This is a genomic window from Clavibacter sepedonicus (genome assembly GCF_000069225.1).
GTDB lineage: Bacteria > Actinomycetota > Actinomycetes > Actinomycetales > Microbacteriaceae > Clavibacter > Clavibacter sepedonicus.
On sequence record NC_010407.1, the window covers coordinates 930,475 to 952,195 of the forward strand.

Sequence of the window (21,721 nt, forward strand, 5' to 3'; positions counted from 1 at the left end):
CTCGAAGGCGCGCGCGTAGGAGCCCGATGCGACGGCGAGGACGGCGATGACGAGCGATGGGACGCTCGCGGACCGGTCGAAGAGGGTTACGACAGGCGGCCGCTGTGCGGGGCTCGGCGGATGACGACGGCGGCGATCGCCGAGACCACGAGCGCGAGGACGAGTGTCGGGAGCATCATCTGCAGGTCGGAGTCGTAGGACAGGCCGTACGCGCTCGCCGAGTAGTAGAGAGCGAGTCGCGGCATGCCCACGACGGCGGCGGCGAAGGTCTGTCCGAAGACCAGGAGCATGGGCGCGGCGAGCGCGAGGAGACGATTGCGGATGAGGAGCAGGGCGGTGATGCCCATCACCGCGTAGACGGCTCCGCAGAACCCGGTCCAGGTCGAGAAGACCAGGCCGAAGGGGATGTCGCCGAGCCGCAGCACGGCGCCGAAGCCCGTCTGGTGGCGGCTGTACTCGGCGGCCGCTGCTGCATCCATGTAGGACATCGACGGATCGATGCCGGGGTTCCCGATGAGAGGCAGGACGTGGAAGGCCAGGAGATAGGGGACGAAGGACATCAGGAACGCGAGAGCGAAGCCGACCGCGCCGGCCTGTCCCAGGCGCGCCAGGATGAGCGCCCGCACCGGGCGACGGAGCCGCTGAGCGCCGATAAAGCGGTGGGCGAGGTCAGAGGAGAAGCGCGTGCACGTCACGACCACGATGGCGAGCGGCAGGAGGATGAGCCAGGGCGTGAGCATCGCGGATCCGAACGCCTGAAAGTGATCTCGCGAGATGGAGTGCGCGACGACCTTGTTCAAAGACGGGACGGTCGTCGAACAGAGAGCCACGGCCCCGATGATCTGCACGGCCCCGACCGTCCTGCGTCGATTGGTAATGGTCATGGTGGGGTCTTCTTCTCCTTCACGCGTACTCGGATGGAGGGCGCGGGCCCCGTGGGGCCCGCGCCTCCGATCAGTTGCTGTGCCAGGACCCGATGGCCTCGACTCGGACGAGGGCGTATTCGCTCGTGTGGAGCTGGAGATGGACGGTGGTCCCGCCGATGAACGGGGCGTCCAGGGGCGCCGATTCGCCGTCTCCGATGGTGTTCGTATCCGCCCCGCAGGTGCCATTCCCCTGATTTCAGATGCGCGCGTTCATGTGGTAATCCGAGCCCACCGAATCGAGGTGGACCGCCGCTGAGGTGCTCGTGAACACCTTGTTCTGCGCTGCGGAGTTCCAGGGCTGCTGGAGGTTCGGCACGATGGCGTCGAAGTGCGAGTCGCCGGTTCCGGCGTAGGCGGCGCTTCCGGCCCCGACGATGAGGCAGACGAGAGCGGTGGTGGAGAGGGTTTTCGTGGTGATGCGCATGAGGATCCGTTTCTGCGATGAGGTGCGTGGCGGCGTTTCATGGCGACCACGAGGTCATCGGCAGCGTCATCGCGTGCGTGGATCATGCAGCAGTTCTGGTGTCGAGGGAGGCCTCGAGGTTCGTCATCGGCGCGTCAGGAGCGCCGACGAGGGCGACTCTAGAAGTGCGGCCGCGATCGGAGGCCGGTTCTCCACAGGAGCTCCTCGAGGGGGACGTGCGCTGGACCGGTGCCGTGCGCGGCGGCCCGTGTCGCCCGCCGGATCAGACCGCCGTCACCCGCAGGATCGCGATCGACTCGGGCAGCATCCCCGGGGCGTGCAGGCCGGAGGCCGCGAGCGCCTGGCCCGTCAGCTCGACGCCGTCCCACCAGGCGGGCGCGGTGAAGCCCGGTTCGGGGGTGTCCACGCGCACGGGCTCCACGCGGTAGCGGCGCGCGGGATCGAGGCCCGGCAGCAGGAAGCGGCCGCGCGGGGAGACCTCGGAGCGGCCGACCGACGCGAGGAAGAACAGCGCCGCGTCGGACGACGACGCGACCGCGCCGTAGACGAGGAGCGTCGGGTCGCTCTCGTCGGCGCGGACGACCGTGCCCGTGTGCATCAGCGCGCGCTCCTCCTTGTAGAGGGCGATCCACGCGGCGAGGTCGGCGTTCTCCTCGTCGGTGGCCTGCGCGAGGTCCCACTCGATGCCGAGGTGGCCGTACAGCGCCGAGCCCGCGCGGAAGGCGAGGCGGTGCGCGCGGCCGGTGGTGTGGCTGACGCCGGACGCGATGTGGGAGCCGAGGAGCTCGGGCGGGAGGAGCTGCATGGTCCAGCGCATCATCGTCTGGCGGTCGAGGGGGTCGATGCAGTCGGAGACCCACACGCGGTCGGTGCGCTCGAGCACGCCGAGGTCGACGCGGGCTCCGCCGGAGGAGCACGACTCGATCTCGAGGCCGGGGAAGCGCGCCCGCAGCTCGTCCATGAGGCGGTACGCCGCGAGCGTCTGCAGGTGCACGCCCGCCTGGCCGCGCGGGGAGATGCCGGCGTCGACGAGGTCGCGGTTGTGGTCCCACTTGATGTAGGCGATGTCGTTCTCGGCGAGGATCGCGGTCATCCGCTCGAGCACGTAGGAGTACGCCTCGGGGATCGCGAGGTCGAGCACCTGCTGCTGGCGGGCGCGCACGGGGAGGCGGCCGCCGGTCTGCATGATCCACTCGGGGTAAGCGCGCGCGAGGTCGGAGTCCTCGTTCACCATCTCGGGCTCGAACCACAGGCCGAACTCCATGCCGAGGCCCGTGACGTGGTCGATGATCGGGCCGAGGCCGTCGGGCCAGACGCCCTCGTCGAGGTACCAGTCGCCGAGGCCCGCGTGGTCGTCGCGGCGGTGGCGGAACCAGCCGTCGTCGAGCACGTAGCGCTCCACGCCGAGGGCCGCCGCGCGATCCGCGAGGTCGGTCAGGCGCGCGAGGTCGTGGTCGAAGTAGACGGCCTCCCACACGTTGATGGTCATGGGCCGGTCGCGGCGCGGGTGCGTCTCGCGGGCGCGCAGGTGGCGGTGGAAGCGGGCGGCCTGGTCGTCGAGGCCGTGGCCGAACGCCGCGTAGACCCACGGGCTCGCGTACGACTCGCCCGCGGCCAGCCGCACCTCGCCGGGGAGCAGCAGCTCGCCGCCGCCGATCACCTGCCGGCCGGTGGAGAGGCGCTCGGCGTAGTGCCGGTGGTTGCCGCTGAACGCGACGTGCACGCCGCGCACGTCGCCGTGGCGGAAGCCGAAGCCGGGCGTGCCGACGGACAGCAGGGTCGCGGCGTCGGGTCCGGTGCGGCCCTTGCGGCCCTCGCGCTCGTGGATCCCCACCACCAGCTCCCGGCGCTGCGGCGTGCGCTCGAGGCCCCAGCGTCCGGCGAAGTCGAGGATCTCGCGGGCCTCGGGCGGCAGCGGCAGCGCGAGCGTGACGCCGCCGAGGTCATAGGTCGTGTCGCCGAGGTTCGTGGCCTCCGCGCGCTTGCGGACGAGGCCGGACGCCAGCAGCTCGACGTCGAGAGCGAGGCCGAGCCCCGCGACCTCGTCGACCGCGTCGACGTGCACGAGCGCGGGGCCGGTGGACGCGGATCCCGGGCGCCCGTCGACGCCGACGGGGAGCGGATCGCCGTCGACGGTGGCCGAGGTGACGCGGAAGAGCGGCGACCAGTCGGCGCCGTCGCGGTGGCCCTCGAGGCCGGGCTTGCCCGTCCACGAGGTGTGCGCCTCGGGCAGGATCGCGAGGCGGATGGGATCGTCGGCGACGCTGCCCGCGAACGGCGCGAGGTCCGCGCGCACCATGGTCTCGAGGTCGGCCGGGGTGGTGTCGCCGAGGTCGGCGCCCCAGTGCACGACGGCCGGGAGGCGGCCCTCCGTGAGGTCGAGCACGAGCGAGACGCCGGATGCCCGGAGGTGGAGGAGGGCGGAGGGGACGGCGGTGTCGGGCATGGTGCTCCTCGCGTCGATGCGGGTGGGGATGGATCCATCCTCCCGTGCCGACGCGGATGCGCGCGCTGAGGCGGCGCGCGTGCCGTCAGTCCAGGTCCTCCAGCGCCGGCACGGCCGTCCCGTCCTGCCGGTCGGCGCTGACGCTCGTGCCCGGCTGCGACCGGCGGGCGCGCAGGGTGTGGGCGCGGATCCGCTCGACGGCCTCCGGGTCGCGCAGCTCGTCCTCCGACGGCCCCACCGGCTCCGCCACGATCTGGCTGGCCGGGCCGATGAGGAGATCGACCGAGCCCACCCCGCCCTGGGGCAGCCAGACGGGCACCGTCACGGTCGCCGCCGCCGCGCCCGCGCGCGCGAGCTCCTGGGCGCACTCGACGACCGCCCGGGCGATGTCGTCGCCCGTCAGATAGCGCCCGTCGGCGTAGTGGATGGTGTGCACGCCTTCAGTGAAGGCCATCCCACCCCCGCCGCCTAGGGCCTTGCCGCCAGCGGACAGGGGGTGGAGGGTCCGCCGCGCGCGGGCGCGCACCCGGGCCGTCCGCCCGCCGTCGGTACGCTCGGCGGATGACCTACGCCGCTCATCCCGATCGCTACTCCTCCATGCCGTACCGCCGCTCCGGCCGCAGCGGGCTGAAGCTCCCCGAGCTCTCGCTCGGCCTCTGGCACAACTTCGGCACCGCCCGCCCGATCGACACCCAGCGCGCCATCGTGCGCCGCGCGTTCGACCTCGGCATCACGCACTTCGACCTCGCCAACAACTACGGCCCGCCTCCCGGCAGCGCCGAGACCGCGTTCGGCCGGATCCTCGCCGAGGACCTCCGCCCGTACCGCGACGAGATCGTCATCTCCTCCAAGGCCGGCTACCTCATGTGGGACGGCCCCTACGGCGAGTGGGGATCCCGGAAGTCGATGCTGGCGTCGCTCGACCAGAGCCTCGGCCGCATGGGCCTCGAGTACGTCGACGTCTTCTACTCGCACCGGCCGGATCCCGAGACGCCCATCGAGGAGACCATGGGCGCGCTCGCGACCGCGGTGCACCAGGGCAAGGCGCTGTACGCGGGCATCAGCAACTACTCGCCCGAGCAGACCGAGCGCGCGGTCGCGGCGCTCGCCGAGCACAAGGTGCCGCTGACCATCCACCAGCCGAGCTACTCCATGTTCAACCGGCACGTCGAGGGCGGGCTGCTGCCCGTGCTGGAGGAGGCGGGATCCGGCTGCATCGTGTTCTCGCCGCTCGCCCAGGGGCTGCTCACCGACCGGTACCTGTCGGGATCCATCCCCGCCGACTCGCGCGCCGCCACGAGCGGGTTCCTCGACGAGTCCGCCGTCTCCTCCGTCTACCTCGAGCGGGCGCGCGGCCTGCAGGCCGTGGCCGAGGGGCGCGGGCAGACGCTCGCGCAGCTCGCGCTGTCGTGGGTGCTGCGGCACCCGGGGATCACGAGCGCGCTCATCGGCGCGTCGAGCGTGGAGCAGCTGGAGCAGAACGTGGCCGCCGCGGGCGCTCCCGCGCTGACCGACGACGAGCTGGCGGCCATCGAGCCGCTCGCGGTCGACGGCACCGGGCGCTGATCCGCGGATGACGGACGCACCCGCCCCCTCGACCGCGCTGGCCGACCGCGTCGCGCGGATCCTCGACGCGCAGGGGATCGTCGACGGCCACGACGACCTCGTGTGGGCGCTCCGCGAACGCGCGGTGCGGGAGGGCGGGCCGAGCGCGTCCGTCGCCGACGACGTGATCGCGCGCCTCGCGGTGGAGGATGCCGTGCCCGGCCTGCACACCGACCTGCCGCGGCTCGCCCGCGGCCGGGTGGCTGCCCAGTTCTGGTCGGTGTGGGTGCCAAACCTGCCCGGGATCGACCCGGTGCGCTCGACCATCGAGCAGATCGACGTCGTGCGCCGCCTCGTCGCCGCGCACCCCGATCGGCTCGCGCTCGCCGTGACGGCCGACGACGTGGACCGCGTCGTCGCCTCCGGCCGCGTCGCGTCGCTGCTCGGCATGGAGGGCGGCCACTCGATCGGCGGATCCCTCGGCGCGCTCCGCACGATGCGCGCGCTCGGCGTCCGGTACATGACCCTCACGCACAACGCGAACGTGGCCTGGGCCGACTCGGCCACCGACGCACCCGTGCACCACGGCCTGAGCGCATCCGGCGAGCGGGTCGTCGCCGAGATGGAGCGGATCGGCATGCTCGTCGACCTCTCGCACGTGTCGGCCGACGTGATGCGGCACGCGCTGCGGATCGCCCGCCGGCCGGTGCTGTTCTCGCACTCCGGGGCGCGCGCCGAGTGCGACGTGCCGCGGAACGTGCCCGACGACGTGCTCGCCGCGCTGCCCGCGAACGGCGGCGTCTGCATGGCCACGTTCGTGCCGCAGTTCGTGTCGCCCGCGGTGGCTGCGTGGCACGACGAGACGCTGGCGCTGGCCGTGTCGGAGGGCGTGGATCCGCGTGACCACGAGGGCGTGCAGGCCGTCGCCGCCCGCCGGCCCGGGGAGCGGCCGCGCGCGACGCTGGCCGACGTCGTGCGGCACGTGGAGCGGATCCGCGAGGTCGCCGGGCCCCGGCACGTGGGCCTCGGCGGCGACTACGACGGCGTCGACTGCACGCCCGACGGGCTCGACGACGTGTCGCGCTACCCCGCGCTCATCGCGGCGCTCGCCGAGCGCGGCTGGTCGGACGACGACCTCCGCGCGCTCGCGGGCGGCAACGCGTTGCGCGTGCTGCGGGCCGCCGACGCGGACGACGACGTGTCGCGCGCGGACGCGGACGCGGGGGCGCTGGCGTGAGCGCGGGCCCGGCTGCCGGATCCGCCGCTCCGTCCGCCGCCGCCGTGCGCCGGATGGATCCGCATGCCGCCGCCTCCCTGCTGGACGACCTCGCCGACCGCGGCTGGCCGGCCGAGCACCGCGAGCGGCACGGCGGGTGGATCCTGCGCGCGGCCGGGGGAGTGACGAAGCGCGCGAACTCGGCGCTGCCGGCCGGTCCCGTGGCGGATCCCGACGCCGCGCTCGACGCGACCGAGGCGTTCGCGCGCGCCCACGGCATCGACGCGTGCGTGCAGGTGTCGCCCGCCTCCGAGCCGGCGGACCTCGCGGCGCGGCTCGCGGCCCGCGGCTACGCGCCCGACGCCCGCACGCTCGTGCAGGTGGCGGACCCGGCCGCGGTCGGCGCCCGGCTCGCGGCGGCGGCGCCGATCGATCCCGCGCTCGAGGTCACGATCGCGGACGCCCCCGACGACGCCTGGCTCGACGCGTGGTGGAGCGTCGACGGCCGCGGCGGATCCGCGGAGGCCGCCGTCGCGCGCCGGATCCTCGAGCGCGGCCCGGCCGTCTACGCCGCGGTCCGCGAGCGCGCCGCCGCCGACGGATCCGCAGTCCGCGTCCTCGCCACCGCCCGGCTGGCCCTCGTCGACGGCTGGGGCGGCCTCTTCGCCGTCGCGACCCGGCCCGAGGCGCGACGCCGCGGCCTGTCCCGCGCGGCGATGGCGGCCGCGGTCGACGCCGGACGCGATCGCGGCGTCACCGCGCTCTGGCTCCAGGTCGTCGAGGAGAACGCGGGCGCCCGGGCGCTCTACGCCGGCCTCGGCTTCGCGCCGGTGTCGCGCTACGAGTACTGGGCCCGCGCGGCGCGCGCCTGACGCGGCGCGCGCCTGACGCGTTGCGCGCCTGACGCCCGTCGGCCTCAGACCCCGCCGCCCCCGCCTCCTCCACCGCCGCCGCCGGAGGTCGTGCCTCCCGAGGATCCGCCGCTCGAGCTCGAGCCGGAGTACGCGCCGTGCATGCTGGAGGACACCGAGCCGAGGCTCGACGCGAAGGCAGCGGGCGCGAACGGCGTCTGTCCGGCGTACCAGCCCGGCCGGTCCCGCGCGTGCTCGTAGCGGCGGCCGAGCTCGTCGGCCCACTCGCGCTCCTGGCCGAACATGGCGGCGTACGGCAGCAGCTCCTCGGTGAGGCGCAGCACGTCGCGGTCGTCGCGCGGGAGGTCCTGCCGCTCGGCGCCATCGGGCGACTGCAGCATGCGGATCCGGTCGGCCTCGGCCAGCCGGATGAACTCGCGGAGCCCCGCCAGGTGGTCGCGCAGCGCCACGCCGCGCTCGGTGAGCGGGTGCTTCACGAGCGCGACGATCGCCACCGCCGTCGCGAGCACGCCCACGACGAGGAACGCGATCACGACCGGCCCGCCGTACGCCTGCGTGAGCGACAGCACAGCGAAGGCGATCGCGGCGACCATGCCGAGCGACGCGGCCACCAGCAGCAGCGTGATCGCGCCCACCGGCAGCGGCTTCCGCAGGCCGTCCGCCACGGTGCGCTTCGTGATCCCGGCCATCAGCTTCTGGATCCGCGTCGCCACCTTCGTGTCGGTGCGCTTCAGGTCCTTGACGGCGCCGCCCCCCGCGCCGTCGCCGAAGACCGCGGCGACGAAGCGCCGCTCGTCCGGGTCGGTGACGCGCGACGGATCCACGAGCTCCAGCGAGAACGCCGGCTTCCGGCCGCCGTCCTGCTCCAGGATCCGCATCGCCCCGCGCACCGCGAGGTCGAGCAGGAGCGCGGTGGTCGCGCGCGCCGCGTTCCCGGAGATCACGGAGGAGACCAGCACGCCGACGCCCGCGGGCGGGTCGTACTGGGCGACGATGGTGCCGCGGCCGGGCGCGTCGGCGAGGCGCCGGCGACGCAGCACGAGGGCGCCCGCGGCGGCGGCCAGCGCCAGCAGCGCTCCCGCGAGGGAGAGGCCCGGCCAGGGCGCGGCGAGGAACGACGAGTCGCGCGGCGTGAACGTGCCGGGCGCGAACCCGATGGAGAGGCTGAGGTTCTCGCGCGGCCCGAGGTCGGTCGCGGTCGCGACGAAGCCGGCGTCGGTGCGGGTGATCTCCGCGGGCCCGTCCGCGCCCGCGGGTCCGGCGGCCGCGTCCGCGCCGCCCGTGAGCCGCGGGACGAGTTCCGGCGCGATCTCGACGGTCGCCGACACGCGCCCGAACGGCTGCTCCCAGCCGAGGCCGTTGACGTCCCAGTAGAACTCGTCGGCGTCCGTGTCGGCGTAGGCGCGGGTCACGTCGTGCTGCTCGTACTCGATGACGTAGGCCTGCTCGCCGCGCACGTACGCGTCGTCGTCGGCGATGGTGAGGACCAGCGCGCCGTCGTCCGAGTCGGTCTCGTACGCGCGCGGCGTGCCGGATCCGTCGGTCACGGAGAGCACCCGGAGGCCGGTCGGGTGGCCGTCGTAGTCCTCCACGAGCTCGCGGCGGATCCCCCGGTTCTGGTCCCGGTCGGGGAACTCGGCCACGAGCGTCTCGGTGGTGCGGAGCACCGAGCGGCCGTCCGCGTCGGCCGACAGGCGGTAGTCGGCGTCAAACGAGCGGAAGGAGAAGTCGTCAACGTCGGCGTTCGCCGGGGTGGCGAGGCCGAACGGGATCGCGAGAGCGGCCAGCAGCGCGGCGACGACGGCGAGGCGGATCCGGGTGGCTCGGCCGGCGCGGATCCCCGTGCGCTCACCCACCGGTCGCTCCCGTGCTCGAGCCCGAGCTCGGCCCGGCGTCGACCAGCCGCCAGTCCGCGACGAACTCGCGGACGCTGCGGGTCTCGAGGTCGAGCCGCACGCGCTGCAGCAGCCGGTCCGCCTCGTCGAGGTCGCCGGCGTCCGTGCGCAGGACCTCCCGGCCCGTGTCGATCCGCCGCACGACGAGCTGCGCCTCCCGGCCGAGGCCGCCGACATCCCCGCCGACGACCGCGAGCGCGATGGCGCCGATCGCACGCACCGCCCGCCGCACGGGCCGCCGCGGCCCGGGTTCGAGCACGGCCTCGAGGACCTCGGCGGCGACGGCTGGGTCGTCGCCCTGGTCCCGGCCGCGGTCGCCCTCGTCGTCCCCCGTGCCGGATGCGCCAGCGCTCGTCATCGTGCTCCCCTCGCGCGGCCCCCGCCGCACTCGGAGTCAACCACGGGATCCGCCCGCCAGCAGGGCCGCGGCGTCGGTGGCCAGGCCCGCGTAGGCCGACTGCCGCTCGAGCCCGGACGCCTCCCGCGCCGCGGCCTGCACGACCACGGTCCACGCGTCGTCGCCGTCCTCCACGAGGTACGCGAGCGCGAGCGTGCCCACCGAGCTGCCGCCCTTGAACGCCACGTGGTCGAAGCGCTCCGGCTCGGGCAGGCCGGGGTTGGCCGCGAGGATCCCGCGCACGGGCTCCCCGGCGGGCGTCTCCGCGAGCTCGGCGAGGCGCAGGTGCGCGCGGGCGATGTCGTCGGGGGTCGCGAACCAGTCGACGCCGTCGGTCCACACGACGTCCGTGACCGCGGTGACGTGGACGTCGATGAGGCCGCCGGGCAGAGCGTCGAGGAGCGCGCGCCGCTCGGTCGCGTCGCCGTCCGCCCACTCGGCGCGCAGGGCGCCGTCGTCCTGCCAGCCGACGCGGAAGAGGTCGCGCGTGGTCGGGAGCGGCACGTTGCGCGGCGGATCCGAGTGGCCGAGGTCCGCGAGCGCCGCCTCCACGCGCTCCCGCCCGACGGCCCGGATGACCATGTCGGTTGCCGTGTTGTCGCTGATGGAGATCATCTTCCCCGCGGCCTCGCGCACGCTGACGACGGTGCCGGTCGGGGCGTCCTGCAGCTCGCCGGAGGGGAGGCTGCGGACGTCGTCGGTCACGGTGAGCGGGTCGTCCCAGCCGATGCGGTCCTCCTCCACCGCCTGCACGAGCGCGCCCAGGACGTAGAGCTTGAAGATGGATCCGATGGGCCGCGCCTCGGTCGCCGCGACGCCGTCGGGCAGCACCTCGAGGATCCGCTCGCCGAGCTCCCCGTCGGAGGCCCGCGTGACCGTGAGCGACACGTCGCCGCCGAGCGCCGCTGCCTGCTCCTCGAGCTCCGCCCAGCTGGTCGCGGGCTCCCGGTCGCCCTCCGGCTCGCCGAAGAACAGGCCCGCGATGAGCCCCGCGTCGTCGACGGCGACCTGCATGTCGAAGGTCCCGGCCCCCTCGCTCGCGATGGTGGTCACGGACTGCCCGCCCTGCTCCTCGTGCGCGGTCGCGGTCCACGGGCGGCCGCCGCGCACCTGCTCCAGCACGCCCGCCAGCTCCTCCGCGGGCGCCGCGTCGAGCATCACCTGCGCGAGCCGCTCGCCGGTCTCCTGCACGGGCACCGCGTCGTCGGCGTTCACCGTGTCGAGCAGCCACTGCGCCTGCTGGCCGACGGGCGACGACGGCAGCACCACGGGCTCGGCGATGGTCGCGGGCGTGGCGGGATCTCCGGGGGACGCCGAGCACGCGGTCGCCAGCGCGGTCACGGCGGCGAGGGCGATCGCGACGCGGGATCGGCGGGATGGGCGGGTCGGTCGGTGCGGTGACGCGGGCATGCGTCCATCCGACACGAATAGGGCCGCCCGGGCGTCCCCCAGGAGGGGGAATCGTCCGGGCGGCCCCGTGGGTCGCCTCGTGGCGGGGTGGGATCAGCCGCGCGGCTCGACTCGGCTCTGGCCCGCGTCGCGACCGGAGACGATGTTCGTGTCGATGCCGATCGCCCCGTCGCCCGTGCCGATCGTGTGCTCGAGGATCTGGTCGAAGGCCCAGTTCTCCGGGATCTTGACGCCGAGGTTCGCGCCCCAGCCGGTGGACATGTCGGCCACGTAGCTGAGCTCGGTGAGGTGCGCGGCGGCGAGCGTGCGGCAGATGCGGCGGCCGGCGTACACGCCCACGCGGTAGGAGCTGCCGCGGCGGCGGAGCTCGTCGTGGATCCCGCGGAAGTACGGCGCGAGGTACGTCTCGACCTCGTCGCCCGTCGCGTCGAAGTCGACCGCGTAGTAGATGGGTGTGCCCGGCAGGAAGCCGAGGCGGCGGGCCGCGTCGTCGGCCCGGCCGGCCGCGCGCACCCCGAGGCCGTACGAGAAGTACGTGGTGTCGGTGCCGCCCTCCTGGAAGATCGGGACGACCTTCAGGCCGCCCGCGAAGATGGCATCGAGCTCGCCGTCCACGATGCGCTTCTCGAGCGCGTCCGGCCGGTCGGAGTTCGTGAGGTAGCGGCCGACGATCGTGTAGCCGGCGTCCTTCAGGGTCTTCGCGCGCTCGGGCGTGATGACGGTGATGCCGTCCGCCGCGGTGCCCGGACGCGTGGGGTCGCCGTTGCTGGCGAGGAGCGCGGCCCACGTGCGGTAGTCGCCGCGACCGGTCTCGGGGAGCGCCACCGTGCGCTGGAACTGGCTGATGCGCACGCCCTGCTCGGCGGAGAAGGTGCCGTCGACCGGCCCGTCCCACGTGCTCATGACCACGAGCGACGCCTGGAGCAGGTGCACGAGGTAGCCGGTGGTGTCGGCGGATCCCACGGTGAGCGTCGCCTGCTTCTGCAGCGCTGCGCGCGTGAGCGGCCCCATGACGCCGTTGGCCGTGGCCTCGTCGATGCCGATCTCGAGCTGGAGCGCGTGGATGAGGACCTTGTGGGAGTCGCCCGTCCACACGCCGTCGGTGGTGACGGCGGGGAAGCCCGTGCGGGCGCCGTAGCGCGCGACGAGCTGCTTCTGGATGTCGCGGACGACCGGGCGGCCGTTGGACGCGAGTGGGACCTCGGGGATCGGGGTCGCGGGGGTGGTGGCGTCGTCGGCGTGCGCGGGACCCGCGGCGACGAGGGCGACGGGGACGGCGGCGAGGGCGCCGCCCAGGACGGAGCGTCGGGACAGGACGGAGCGTCGGGACAGGACGGAGCGTCGGGACAGGTTCATCGGTGTGCCTCCCATGCCTGGCCGCCGAGCAGACCGGTCCGCGGAGCGGCACGGTCGTCCGGAGGACGGCGGTCTGCGGTTGTCCGACGGCCTGATGGCGACGCGTGGTGCCGCCGGGCCGAGCGGGCGTGAACGGACACCATACGTGAGGCCCGCGCGCGACGCCGCCCGGCATCCACAGGGGGGGCGGGCGGCGGGCGTGCGGTGGTGCGACGCGGTGGGGGCGGGCGTCAGCTGGCGGCGGGCGCGGATCCCGCGGGCCCGTCGGATCCGTCGTCGCCCGCGCCGCGGTCGCCCGGGCGCATGCGCTCGCGCGCGTGGTGCATGGTGTCCGACGGCACGGGCGGCACCCCGCGGGAGAGCCGCGAGAGGCCGACCCGCACGACGACCGCGGTCGCGATCCCGAACAGCGCCAGCGTGATGAGCGTCGCCGCCCACAGCGGCAGCGCGAGCAGCAGCGCCACGATCACCGCGGCGAGGAGCCCGAGCGACACGAGCGCGAGCGCGACGCCCGCGCCGAGCATGATGGCGCCCGAGCGGGCGGACCGGGCGCGCTCGCCGATCTCGCGCTTGGCGGAGTCGATCTCGGCGCGCACCGCGCGGAGCAGGGGGGTCGATGGCCTTCTGGGCGAAGGATCCGCCCAGCCAGCCGCCGCGGGACGAGCTGTCGTCGTCGGTCATGGTCGTTCTCTTCTCTCGTGCAGGGGAGGGGGCGGGCAGACGGCCGCCCCGGCCCGGATCGCGGAGGATCCGTACCGGGGCGGCCGCGGGATGGATCAGGCCAGGCGGGTCTCGCTCGACATGCTCGAGCGGAGGCCGCCGGTGATCTGGATGACGACCGGCACCTCGGTGCCGAGCACCGCGTCGAGCCGGCTCACGGCCTCGTCGACCGTGCGGCGGACCGCGACGGGTGAGACGCCGCGACGGGCGACCGCGGTGACCCGCAGCGTGGTGCTGCGCGCCACCTCGAACGCCGTGACGTCGACGGAGACGATCGCGGAGTCGTCGCGGAGGGCGTCCCCGAGCAGCTGCTCGGCGACCTTCGCGTCGATGACGACGGATCCGCCCGTGGGGGTGGACGCGTCGCGACCGCCCTCGAGCCGGACGAGCGTGCCGGTGCGGCCGTGCCCCTGGCGGAGCGCGAACCAGGCGAGGACCACGATGAGGACGAGCGCCACGAGGGCGACGACCCAGAGGATCCACTGCTGCCCGCCGGAGAGCGCGTCGGCGACGGGCTGCTTCGCGTCGGATGCGGCGCCGGAGACCGTCGACTGGACGTCGGGCAGGAGGCTGCCCGCGCCGAGGGCGACGCCCGCGGCGATGAGGACGAGCCCGACCACGATGACGAGGAGGCGGTTCAGCGCCCTGTTCGTGCTGGTCATGAGCCCACCTTCCCGTCCTTCGCGAGCGTCACCTTGGCGGTGAGCTTCGGCGTGTAGTCGTATCCGTCGAGCTCGGCGCGAACGGCCTGCTCGATGGCGGCCTTGTCCGGCGTGTACCCCGAGGAGGGCGTGAGCCGGACGAGCACCTGGCGCTTCGAGACCGAGACGTCGACCTGGTCGGGCGACACCTCGCCCGCGTAGCTCGCGGTGAGGGCGACGGATCGGGCGATGACGCGGTCGTCGACGACGGCCGCGGTGCGTCCCACGCTCCCGCCGCGGCGGCCGCGGCTGCCGGGCGTGATGCCCACGATGACGAGGACGAGCCCGACGACCGCCACGGCGACGCCGACCGCGACGAGGGCGCCGGCCGGGGCCGATGCGGCGTCGAGGGTGGCCGACGCGAGGTCGGCCGGGGCCAGGAGCAGCGGGGCGGAGCCGATGGCCGCGAGGACCGACTCGGTGCCGAGCCAGGCGAGCACGAGGATCAGCAGCACGGCGAGTGTGATGGCGATCCCGGCGCGCGACGAGTGCGTCTCCCGCCGCACGAGGCGGCGGTAGGTGCTGTCGGTGCTCATGAGACCCTCCTGCGTTCCTGGATGCGCGCGCCCGTGATCCGCAGGTCGACCCGGCCCACGGTGGACCCCGTGAGGCCGAGCACGCGGTCGCGGACCTCGGTCTGCGCGCGGATGAGGCGCTCCACCAGCGTCCCCTCGCGGACCGGGCGGTCCGAGAGGGCGGGGACGCGGATGGGGGTGCGCGCCTCGACGGTGAGCTTGCCGCCGGCGTCCGTCAGCGTCACGGAGACGTCGGTCGCGGGCACCTCGAGGGCGTCCGCGGTGACGGCCGAGACGACGCGGCGCACGGCGCGCGACGTGATCGTGGTGCGGCCGCGGGTCGCCTGCGTCGCGGTGCCGGGCGTCCCGGGGGCCGCGATCGCGGCGCTCACGACGACCGGCGCCCGCGGAGGGCGTCGGCGAGGCCGCGGACGTCCAGCTTGCCCTCGAGGACGCGGCCGACGCCGAAGCCCGCGGCCATGAAGATCAGGACGAGGAGGAAGCCGCCGAAGCCGAATGCGAGCCCGGAGAGCGCGAGGACCGCGCCGACGAGGAGGCCCGTGGTCGTGGGGGTCACTGGACGCGCTTCTCGGCCGCGTCGTCGTCGGACGACTTGTCAGACGGCAGGTTCACGTCGGTGATCGTGACGTTGACCTCGGTGACCTCCATGCCGACGACCTGGGTCTCGCCGACCTCGACGGAGATGCCCTGGCCGCGGTCCTGCTGGCCGATCACGTTGCGGATCGCGCCGACGGCACGGGCCGCGCCGTTGCCGAGGTCGTGGACGCCGGGGACCTGGCGGGCCGCGATGCCGGCGACCTTCTCCACGACGCCGTCGGCGATGGTGTTCTTGCCGCCGGTGGAGCCGGTGCCGGTGACGCCGGTGGAAGCGGACGTGGGGGTGATGCTCGACATGGTGTCTCTCTCGTGGTGTTCGGAAGGTGATGGTGGTGCAGCTGCGTGGCGCGGATCCGAGGGTGCCTCGCGATCCCGCTTCGTCATTCAGACGCATGGACCGACCGGTTCGGCACGCGGTTCAGGCGACTCCCAGGGAGCGCGCGTGGCGCTTCGCCTGCCGGACACGGATCGGGGCGGGAGCGGATACCGCCCGGCGCCCCTCAGCCGCGCAGCGTCGCGCTCGGCAGCTCGCCGAAGCGCTCCGCGTACGAGGCCGCGAACCGGCCGAGGTGGCCGAAGCCCCACTGCTCGGCGACGGCGCGCACGGTGGTCGTGGTGGGCGTCGCGTCACGGAGCTCGGCGCGCACGCGGTCGAGCCGGATCCCACGCAGCAACGCGCTCGGGGTCGTGTCCTCGTAGCGCCGCACGGCGAGCTGGAGCACGCGCGTGCTGATCCCCGCGGCCCGGGCCGCGTCCGCCGGGGTGATCGGCCGGTCGGCGTGGTGGTGCAGGTACTCGATGGCGGCGCGGACGGCGCTCATGCGCGGCGCGCGCATCTCCGCGCTGAACGGCACGTCGTGCCACGGGAACAGCTGGAGGGTGGCGCGCGCGACCAGGAGGCCCGCCTGCATCCGCAGCAGCGGGCTCGACGTCGCGTCCTGCAGCACGGGGCTCGCCTCGCCGACGGCGCGCCGCCACGCTGCGGTCTGCTCGGGCGTCGGCGGGCGGGTGTGGTCGAAGACGAGCGGGCGCGAGCGGCCCTCGTGCAGCTCGGCCGCGGTCTCCTCGAGGAAGGTGGCGTCGATGTGCACGAGGTTCTGCACCGAGGGCTCGGAGCGGAAGCTGAAGGAGCGGCCGGAGGGCAGGAGGAAGGGACGGGATCCGCTCGAGCGCACCTCGTGCGAGCCGAGGTCGACGGCGCCGGATCCCTCGCGCCACCAGGCGACGACGTACTCGGGCAGCACGGGCATCCGGCCCCAGTGCTCGGCGGGGAAGACCGACGAGCGGAGCGTCACGTTCTCGTCGCCGACGAAGGAGTACCGGTACGAGAAGTCGCCCGGGCCCTTCGCGGCGCGGAAGTCGGTGCCCGGGTACAGGGCGGTGTAGCGCGCGACGGCCTCGTCGACGTCGGTGCCGGCCATGTGGCCGCGGCGGAGCGCGGGTGCCGGGGCCTCCGCGGCCCAGTCGGCGAGGTCCGCGGTGCGCTCGTCGGCGCGCGCGCCGCCCTCGTGGGGCGCGATGGTGTCGACGGTCGCGTCGCCGTCGTGCGGGTGGGTGCGGGGGACGGATCGGGTCGTGCCCGGCAGCATGTCGCCGTCGGCCCGCTCGTCGTCCAGCGCGGGCAGCGCGTGCAGGGGGGTCGCGACGCGGTGGCGCCCGTCGGGCGCGGTTGCGGTGCTCATGGATCCTCCGTCCTGCGCGACCGGGATCCGATCGCGTGTCATGGAGTGGACGTTCCCGGCGGGGCGTTCGTCACGCTCCGATGGCGAGATGCCCGTCCGGCCGCCGGGCCGGACGGGACAGGGCGGGGCGCCTCGACGGCGCCCCGACCCGCCTGCTGCCGCTAGTTCGCGGCGCTCGTGGTGATGCTGCCGTTGATGCCGGCCGGGTAGAACCCGCCGCGGTTCACGGCCTTGCTGTTCAGGTACACGATGTTGAGGACCTGGCCGGTGGTGCGGCTGAAGGCGATGCCGTTCGCGTCCGTGGGCACGAGGTTCGCGCCGCCCGAGACCGTGATCCCCTGGTCGAGGTCGGTGCGCCCGTCGAGCGAGTCGCGCGCGTTCGAGATGGCATTCGCGGGTGCCGCGAGGCCCCGGGCGAACAGCTGCGAGCGGATGATGCCCGCGTGGTACGCCTCGACCGCCAGGATCCCCGCGGCCGCCTCGAGGTAGGTCTTGTTGGTGATGAGGGGCGCGGCGCCCTTGTAGGCCGTGACCCCGACGTCCTCGAAGATGAACGAGGCCAGCAGGAAGTTCTCCTGGTTGGCGAACGCGTCGAACTTCTCGCCCGCCTTGATGAGGCCGGCGGCCTGGGCCGCGGCCGTGAACGTGGCGTCCAGGTCGATCGCGGGACGCGCGACCTTCGCCGAGCCGAGCGCCGCGCGCAGGAACTTGACGTGCGCCTTCTCGTCCTGCGCGATCTCGTAGGCGTACTGGCGGATCGCGTAGTCCTTGAACTGGACCGCGCGGCCGCCCGTGACGGCCCCGAGGGTGCCGACGCCCGTGGTGTCGTTCGGGACGAGGCCGTTGCCGGTCACGGCGCGGAGGTAGAACTCGGCCTCGAGGTACTCGAGGTTGAGGGCGAAGTTGAGGACGGCGGCGTCCGTGACGGCACCTGCGTCGGCCTCGGCCTGCGCGTCGGCGGCCTGGGCGCCGGTCGCGGGGATGAGGGCCGCGGCGCCGACGCCGAGACCGGCTACTCCCGCTGCGCTGAAGAAGCGGCGACGGTCGAGGGGCGACTGCGCGCTCCTGTCGATGGCCTGGCTGATGAACTTCCTGTCGAACATGGCACGCTCCGAGGAGGTCGGCGGTGCGCATGGCTCGTCCATGGGCATCCGCGGTGCTCACGATCCGCCCGTATCCGGTCGTGCGCAATGCCTGAGGGCACGCGTGGTGCTGGGATTCGTCCCCGGGCTACCGGTATGCGGGGCCAGGGCCCGCGTCCGGGGGTGGGGCCGGACGGCACGACGGCGGGGCGCCCGTGGGCACCCCGCCGTCGTCCGTGCGTCGTGGCTAGTTGTAGTTCCTCGGGAGGTTGTGAACGCTGGGGCGGATAGCGAAGACCTCCGGGACGATGTGAGTTACCAAGCACACGTCATCACCGGAGGTCTTCGTGACTCACGCTAACGCCCCGTTCACTCCTGCGGGCAGGCTTCGGCTTGCCCGGTTGATCATCGAGGACGGGTGGCCGGTCCGGCGTGCGGCGGAGAGGTTCCAGTGCTCGCCGGCGACGGCGTCGAGATGGGCTCGCCGGTATCGGGCCGGGTTGCCGATGACGGACCGCTCATCCCGCCCGCACCGGCAACCGACCCGCACGAGTCAGCGTCGGGAGCGGCGGATCGTCGCGCTGAGATTCACTCGCCGGTGGGGCCCGCACCGCATCAGCTACCACCTGCGTATCCCCCGTTCCACGGTCGAGCGGGTCCTCCGTCGCTACCGGATGCCGTTGCTCACGCACCTGGATTCCGCGACGGGACTCCCCGTCCGACGCTCGCCCGCGCGACGTTACGAGCACTCCTCACCGGGAGATCTGGTCCACGTCGACATCAAGAAGCTCGGCCGTATCCCGGACGGCGGCGGGCACCGAGTCCTCGGCAGAGCGGCCGGCCGGAGGAACACTCCCCGGACCGGGCGGGGGTACGCGTTCCTGCATCACGCCGTGGATGACCACTCCCGACTCGCGTACTCCGAGATCCTCACCGACGAGCGCAAGGAGACCGCTGCCGCGTTCTGGGCCCGCGCGAACGCGTTCTTCACCGCCGCGGGCATCACCGTGATCCGTGTCCTGACGGACAACGGCTCCTGCTACCGCTCCCACGCCTTCACCGAGGCGCTCGGCACCATCGCCCACACACGCACCCGCCCCTACCGGCCCCAGACGAACGGGAAGGTCGAGCGCTTCAACCGCACCCTCGCCACCGAGTGGGCCTACGCCCATCCCTATCGCACCGACGAGGCCCGCGCCGCGACCTACGACGCCTGGCTGCATCACTACAACCACCACCGCCCCCACACCGGCATCGGCGGACTCACGCCCGCCGAACGCGTTCACAACCTCACTGGGAACTACAGCTAGTTCTTGAAGCGGTCGATCCAGCCGGCGACGGGGCGCTGCTGCTCGCCCTGCTGGGCGGCGAGGACCACGAGCACCGCGGTGAGCGCGGGGATCGCCCACTGCAGGAGCTTCTGCTGCTTCTGGGCGCTGGCCAGCTCGTCCGAGACGCCGGCGCCGGGCTCGGTCGTGCCCTGAGGGGCCTCGTCCGCGTGCTTGGCCATGCGTCCGCCGACGAGCGCCGAGTAGAGCGTCGTGCCGGCTGCGGCGATGGTCAGGACGGCCTTGACCTTCGTGTTGCTGCGGGCCTCGCCCTGGGCAGCGAGGCGGCCCTTGTTCGCGTAGATCAGGCCGAGCCCGCCGACGGCGTGCGCGCCGAGGGCGGCGAGCTGCACGGGCGCCCACTTCGCCCAGCCGATGGACGAGAGGCGCAGGCGCTCCTGCGGCTGCTTCGCGGCGGCCGCGGCGCCGTTGAGGCCGACCGCGCCCATGAGGGATCCGCCGAACCAGGCCGCGAGGCCGAGGTCGTGCATGCTCCGGATGACGGTGTTGCGTTCTGACATGTGCTCCTCCGAGTCGTCGAGGTCGGCTCGTGGGCCGGCCGATGTCGTGTCCGTCGGACGCTACGCCGGGGATCGAGCAGTGTGTGGGTGGTCGGCGGATGTCCAGGGTCCCCGGCGGGCCGGCCGGTCGGCGGGACCTCAACGGAGGCTGGGAGTCCCGGTGCCCGCCCTTGGCACGCCCCGCCGAGCCCGGTTCTCTGGAGAAGAGGACCGTCGAGCGGCGCGTCCCGCATCGAGGGGAACCGGATCATGGGCAAGGCGTGGATGGTGATGGTCGCGGCCGTGCTCGGCGGCCACGGGTTCGTGGGGCTCTTCATCGAGGGGTCGCACATGCTCGGCGTCCTCAACGTCGACTTCTTCGTCGACGTCCTCTACCTGCTGAGCGCGGGCGTGCTGCTGTTCGTCGGCACCCGGCAGGCCCCGCCGGGGATGATCCGCGCCACGCTCGTGGCGTTCGGCGGCCTCTACACGCTCATGGGCGTACTCAGCCTCCTCGACCCCGAGCTCGGCGGCCTCACGCCCACCGGCTTCACGATCGTCGACGACTTCCTGTTCTTCGGCATCGGCCTCTCGGGCCTCGCCCTCGCGCTGACCCCCAGTTCGGCCGAGCCGCTCACCACGGGCGGCGAGGCGCTCAACTAGGGTAGGCGCAACCGCGCAACCGCGGGTCAGTCGCCCGTGAGCGCCATGTGCACCTGGTAGCGGTCGCCGCGGTACCACGACGTCACGTGCTCGACGGGCGTCCCGCCCGCGCGGGATGTGCGGCGGAACACCAGGGTCGACGCCCCCGGGGTCACCTCCAGTGCCTCGGCGGTGTCTGCATCCGCGGCGTCGGCCCACACCGTCTGCTCGGCGCCGTCGATGTGCACGCCGTACCGCTCGGCGAGCACGCCGTACAGCGAGGCGCTGAGGTCGTGGTCGCCGAGGTCCGGCGCCACGCGCGCGGAGTACCAGCCGACCTCGAGGGCCATGGGGGTGCCGTTGGCCAGCCGCAGCCGCTCGATCGACCACGCGGGCTCGCCCTCGTCGAGGCCCAGGGCGGCGCGGGCCTCGAGCGGCGGGACGCCCATCCGGGCATGGCGCACGAGGGTGGTCGCCACCATCCCGCGCCGCCGCATGTCCTCGGTGAACGAGGCGAGGTGCAGCTGCGACTGGATCCGCTCCCCGGCCACGAACGTGCCCTTCCCCTGGACCGTGTGCAGCCGCTGTTCCTCGATGAGCTGACGGATTGCCTGGCGCACGGTCGCGCGGCTCACGTCATGGGTCATCGCGAGCTCCCGCTCCGACGGGATGGCGGTGTGGGCGGGCCACGCGCTGCCGATGTCGGCGAGGAGGATCGCCCGCAGCTGGGCGTGCTTGGGGACCGGACCCGGCGTGACGATGGCGGTCCGGGCGGCGGCGGCGTCGCGGGGTCGGGGCATGGGCGCGCCTCTCGTCGTTGACACGACGGGGCGGCACGACGTACCTTCACCGGTACGTACCAGTTCCAGCCGTGCGTCCCGTCGTGTGGGGGATCTCCGTCGCACCGACTCTAGATGCACGGCTCTGGTGCATACCAGTGATCCATCCCCTGCGAGGAGTCCCCGTGGTCCATGTCCTGTCCCCGCTCGTGGGGGTCGCCCTGCCCCTGCCGTCCGTGCCCGATGCGCTCTTCGCCGCGGGGGCGATGGGCCCCGGGGTGGCGATCACGCCGCCCGTCGAGCTCGTCGACGTGGTCGCCCCCATCGAGGGCACCCTCCTGCAGGTCTTCCCGCACGCCTTCGTCGTCGTGGCCGACGACGGCCTCGCCGTGCTCGTCCACCTCGGCATCGAGACCGTCGGCCTCGCGGGTGCGGGCTTCACGGCCTTCGCCGCGAAGGGCGACCGCGTCGCCGCGGGTGCCCCCGTCATCGCCTACGACGTCCCCGCGATCCTCGCCGCCGGCCTCTCCAGCGTCGTCCCCGTCATCGTGCTCGAGCGTCCGGCGGAGGACGTCCGCGTGCTCGTGGACGAGGGGGCCGCCCTGCTCCCCGGCTCGCCCCTGCTCTCCGTCTGACCCGCCCGAGACGGCCGCCCGCCCGGTCGGCC

Annotated in this window: 24 protein-coding genes; 6 read left to right on the plus strand and 18 right to left on the minus strand. The window is 74.0% G+C overall.

Going from position 1 to position 21,721, the window contains the following annotated elements; all coding sequences use genetic code 11:
* Window positions 1-86: 86 nt before the first annotated feature.
* From CMS_RS04455 to CMS_RS04470, 4 genes are all read right to left on the minus strand, one after another.
* Entirely contained in the window at window positions 87-884 is a 798-nt protein-coding gene (locus tag CMS_RS04455) for a hypothetical protein (protein ID WP_133064113.1), read from the minus strand.
* A 238-nt stretch (window positions 885-1,122) separates the two neighbouring features.
* Complete coding sequence (locus CMS_RS04460; RefSeq protein WP_041464399.1) at window positions 1,123-1,350, minus strand: hypothetical protein; 228 nt, start codon at window positions 1,348-1,350, stop codon at window positions 1,123-1,125.
* A 262-nt stretch (window positions 1,351-1,612) separates the two neighbouring features.
* Window positions 1,613-3,796, minus strand: coding sequence for an alpha-galactosidase (locus CMS_RS04465; protein WP_012298307.1), 2,184 nt, complete (start codon window positions 3,794-3,796; stop codon window positions 1,613-1,615).
* A gap of 85 nt (window positions 3,797-3,881) precedes the next feature.
* Window positions 3,882-4,250: a hypothetical protein gene (locus CMS_RS04470; protein ID WP_041464400.1), complete on the minus strand. Its 369-nt coding sequence runs from the start codon at window positions 4,248-4,250 to the stop codon at window positions 3,882-3,884.
* 107 nt (window positions 4,251-4,357) lie between these two features.
* Here CMS_RS04470 and CMS_RS04475 point away from each other — a divergent pair, with 107 nt between their 5' ends.
* The 3 genes from CMS_RS04475 to CMS_RS04485 are packed head-to-tail and all read left to right on the plus strand — an operon-like array spanning window position 4,358 to window position 7,429.
* Window positions 4,358-5,362 (plus strand): aldo/keto reductase, encoded by a 1,005-nt coding sequence (locus CMS_RS04475; protein ID WP_012298309.1) that lies wholly within the window; start codon window positions 4,358-4,360, stop codon window positions 5,360-5,362.
* 7 nt (window positions 5,363-5,369) lie between these two features.
* Window positions 5,370-6,578, plus strand: a complete 1,209-nt coding sequence (locus tag CMS_RS04480) for a dipeptidase (RefSeq protein ID WP_012298310.1) — start codon at window positions 5,370-5,372, stop codon at window positions 6,576-6,578.
* Window positions 6,575-7,429 carry a GNAT family N-acetyltransferase gene (locus CMS_RS04485; protein WP_223842727.1) on the plus strand — a complete coding sequence of 285 codons (855 nt, stop codon included), beginning with the start codon at window positions 6,575-6,577 and terminating at the stop codon, window positions 7,427-7,429. The genes CMS_RS04480 and CMS_RS04485 overlap by 4 nt, the downstream gene beginning before the upstream one ends.
* 44 nt (window positions 7,430-7,473) lie before the next feature.
* On the opposite strand, the gene CMS_RS04490 is transcribed toward CMS_RS04485, so the two are convergent.
* From CMS_RS04490 to CMS_RS04545, 12 genes are all read right to left on the minus strand, one after another.
* Entirely contained in the window at window positions 7,474-9,285 is a 1,812-nt protein-coding gene (locus tag CMS_RS04490; protein ID WP_012298312.1) for a DUF2207 domain-containing protein, read from the minus strand.
* Window positions 9,278-9,682, minus strand: a complete 405-nt coding sequence (locus tag CMS_RS04495; protein WP_012298313.1) for a hypothetical protein — start codon at window positions 9,680-9,682, stop codon at window positions 9,278-9,280. Before CMS_RS04495 ends, CMS_RS04490 begins: the two co-directional genes overlap by 8 nt.
* A 36-nt stretch (window positions 9,683-9,718) precedes the next feature.
* Window positions 9,719-11,131, minus strand: a complete 1,413-nt coding sequence (locus CMS_RS04500; RefSeq protein ID WP_086935889.1) for a serine hydrolase — start codon at window positions 11,129-11,131, stop codon at window positions 9,719-9,721.
* Window positions 11,132-11,224: 93 nt separating this feature from the next.
* On the minus strand, window positions 11,225-12,487 hold the full coding sequence (locus tag CMS_RS04505; RefSeq protein ID WP_012298315.1) for a glycoside hydrolase domain-containing protein: 1,263 nt from the start codon (window positions 12,485-12,487) through the stop codon (window positions 11,225-11,227).
* A 230-nt stretch (window positions 12,488-12,717) separates the two neighbouring features.
* Window positions 12,718-13,083, minus strand: a complete 366-nt coding sequence (locus CMS_RS04510; RefSeq protein ID WP_012298316.1) for a phage holin family protein — start codon at window positions 13,081-13,083, stop codon at window positions 12,718-12,720.
* 180 nt (window positions 13,084-13,263) lie between these two features.
* Entirely contained in the window at window positions 13,264-13,869 is a 606-nt protein-coding gene (locus tag CMS_RS04515) for a hypothetical protein (protein WP_012298317.1), read from the minus strand.
* Entirely contained in the window at window positions 13,866-14,444 is a 579-nt protein-coding gene (locus CMS_RS04520; protein ID WP_041464401.1) for a hypothetical protein, read from the minus strand. The genes CMS_RS04515 and CMS_RS04520 overlap by 4 nt, the downstream gene beginning before the upstream one ends.
* Entirely contained in the window at window positions 14,441-14,815 is a 375-nt protein-coding gene (locus CMS_RS04525) for a hypothetical protein (RefSeq protein WP_012298319.1), read from the minus strand. Before CMS_RS04525 ends, CMS_RS04520 begins: the two co-directional genes overlap by 4 nt.
* Window positions 14,812-15,000, minus strand: a complete 189-nt coding sequence (locus tag CMS_RS04530; RefSeq protein WP_012298320.1) for a DUF2273 domain-containing protein — start codon at window positions 14,998-15,000, stop codon at window positions 14,812-14,814. The genes CMS_RS04525 and CMS_RS04530 overlap by 4 nt, the downstream gene beginning before the upstream one ends.
* Window positions 14,997-15,338 (minus strand): Asp23/Gls24 family envelope stress response protein, encoded by a 342-nt coding sequence (locus tag CMS_RS04535; RefSeq protein ID WP_041464402.1) that lies wholly within the window; start codon window positions 15,336-15,338, stop codon window positions 14,997-14,999. Before CMS_RS04535 ends, CMS_RS04530 begins: the two co-directional genes overlap by 4 nt.
* A gap of 203 nt (window positions 15,339-15,541) precedes the next feature.
* Window positions 15,542-16,723: a helix-turn-helix transcriptional regulator gene (locus CMS_RS04540; protein ID WP_012298322.1), complete on the minus strand. Its 1,182-nt coding sequence runs from the start codon at window positions 16,721-16,723 to the stop codon at window positions 15,542-15,544.
* A 161-nt stretch (window positions 16,724-16,884) separates the two neighbouring features.
* Window positions 16,885-17,826, minus strand: coding sequence for a ferritin-like domain-containing protein (locus CMS_RS04545; protein ID WP_012298323.1), 942 nt, complete (start codon window positions 17,824-17,826; stop codon window positions 16,885-16,887).
* A 326-nt stretch (window positions 17,827-18,152) separates the two neighbouring features.
* On the opposite strand from CMS_RS04545, the gene CMS_RS04550 reads away from it, so the two are divergent.
* Complete coding sequence (locus CMS_RS04550) at window positions 18,153-19,115, plus strand: IS481 family transposase (protein WP_012298324.1); 963 nt, start codon at window positions 18,153-18,155, stop codon at window positions 19,113-19,115.
* Here CMS_RS04550 and CMS_RS04555 read toward each other — a convergent pair.
* Complete coding sequence (locus CMS_RS04555) at window positions 19,112-19,654, minus strand: hypothetical protein (protein ID WP_012298325.1); 543 nt, start codon at window positions 19,652-19,654, stop codon at window positions 19,112-19,114. The genes CMS_RS04550 and CMS_RS04555 overlap by 4 nt on opposite strands.
* Before the next feature lie 249 nt (window positions 19,655-19,903).
* Here CMS_RS04555 and CMS_RS04560 point away from each other — a divergent pair, with 249 nt between their 5' ends.
* On the plus strand, window positions 19,904-20,296 hold the full coding sequence (locus tag CMS_RS04560) for a hypothetical protein (protein WP_012298326.1): 393 nt from the start codon (window positions 19,904-19,906) through the stop codon (window positions 20,294-20,296).
* Between the two features lie 26 nt (window positions 20,297-20,322).
* Here CMS_RS04560 and CMS_RS04565 read toward each other — a convergent pair whose 3' ends face one another.
* On the minus strand, window positions 20,323-21,075 hold the full coding sequence (locus CMS_RS04565; protein ID WP_012298327.1) for a GntR family transcriptional regulator: 753 nt from the start codon (window positions 21,073-21,075) through the stop codon (window positions 20,323-20,325).
* Between the two features lie 164 nt (window positions 21,076-21,239).
* On the opposite strand from CMS_RS04565, the gene CMS_RS04570 reads away from it, so the two are divergent.
* Window positions 21,240-21,689, plus strand: coding sequence for a PTS sugar transporter subunit IIA (locus CMS_RS04570; RefSeq protein ID WP_041464403.1), 450 nt, complete (start codon window positions 21,240-21,242; stop codon window positions 21,687-21,689).
* The last annotated feature ends 32 nt before the right edge of the window (window positions 21,690-21,721 follow it).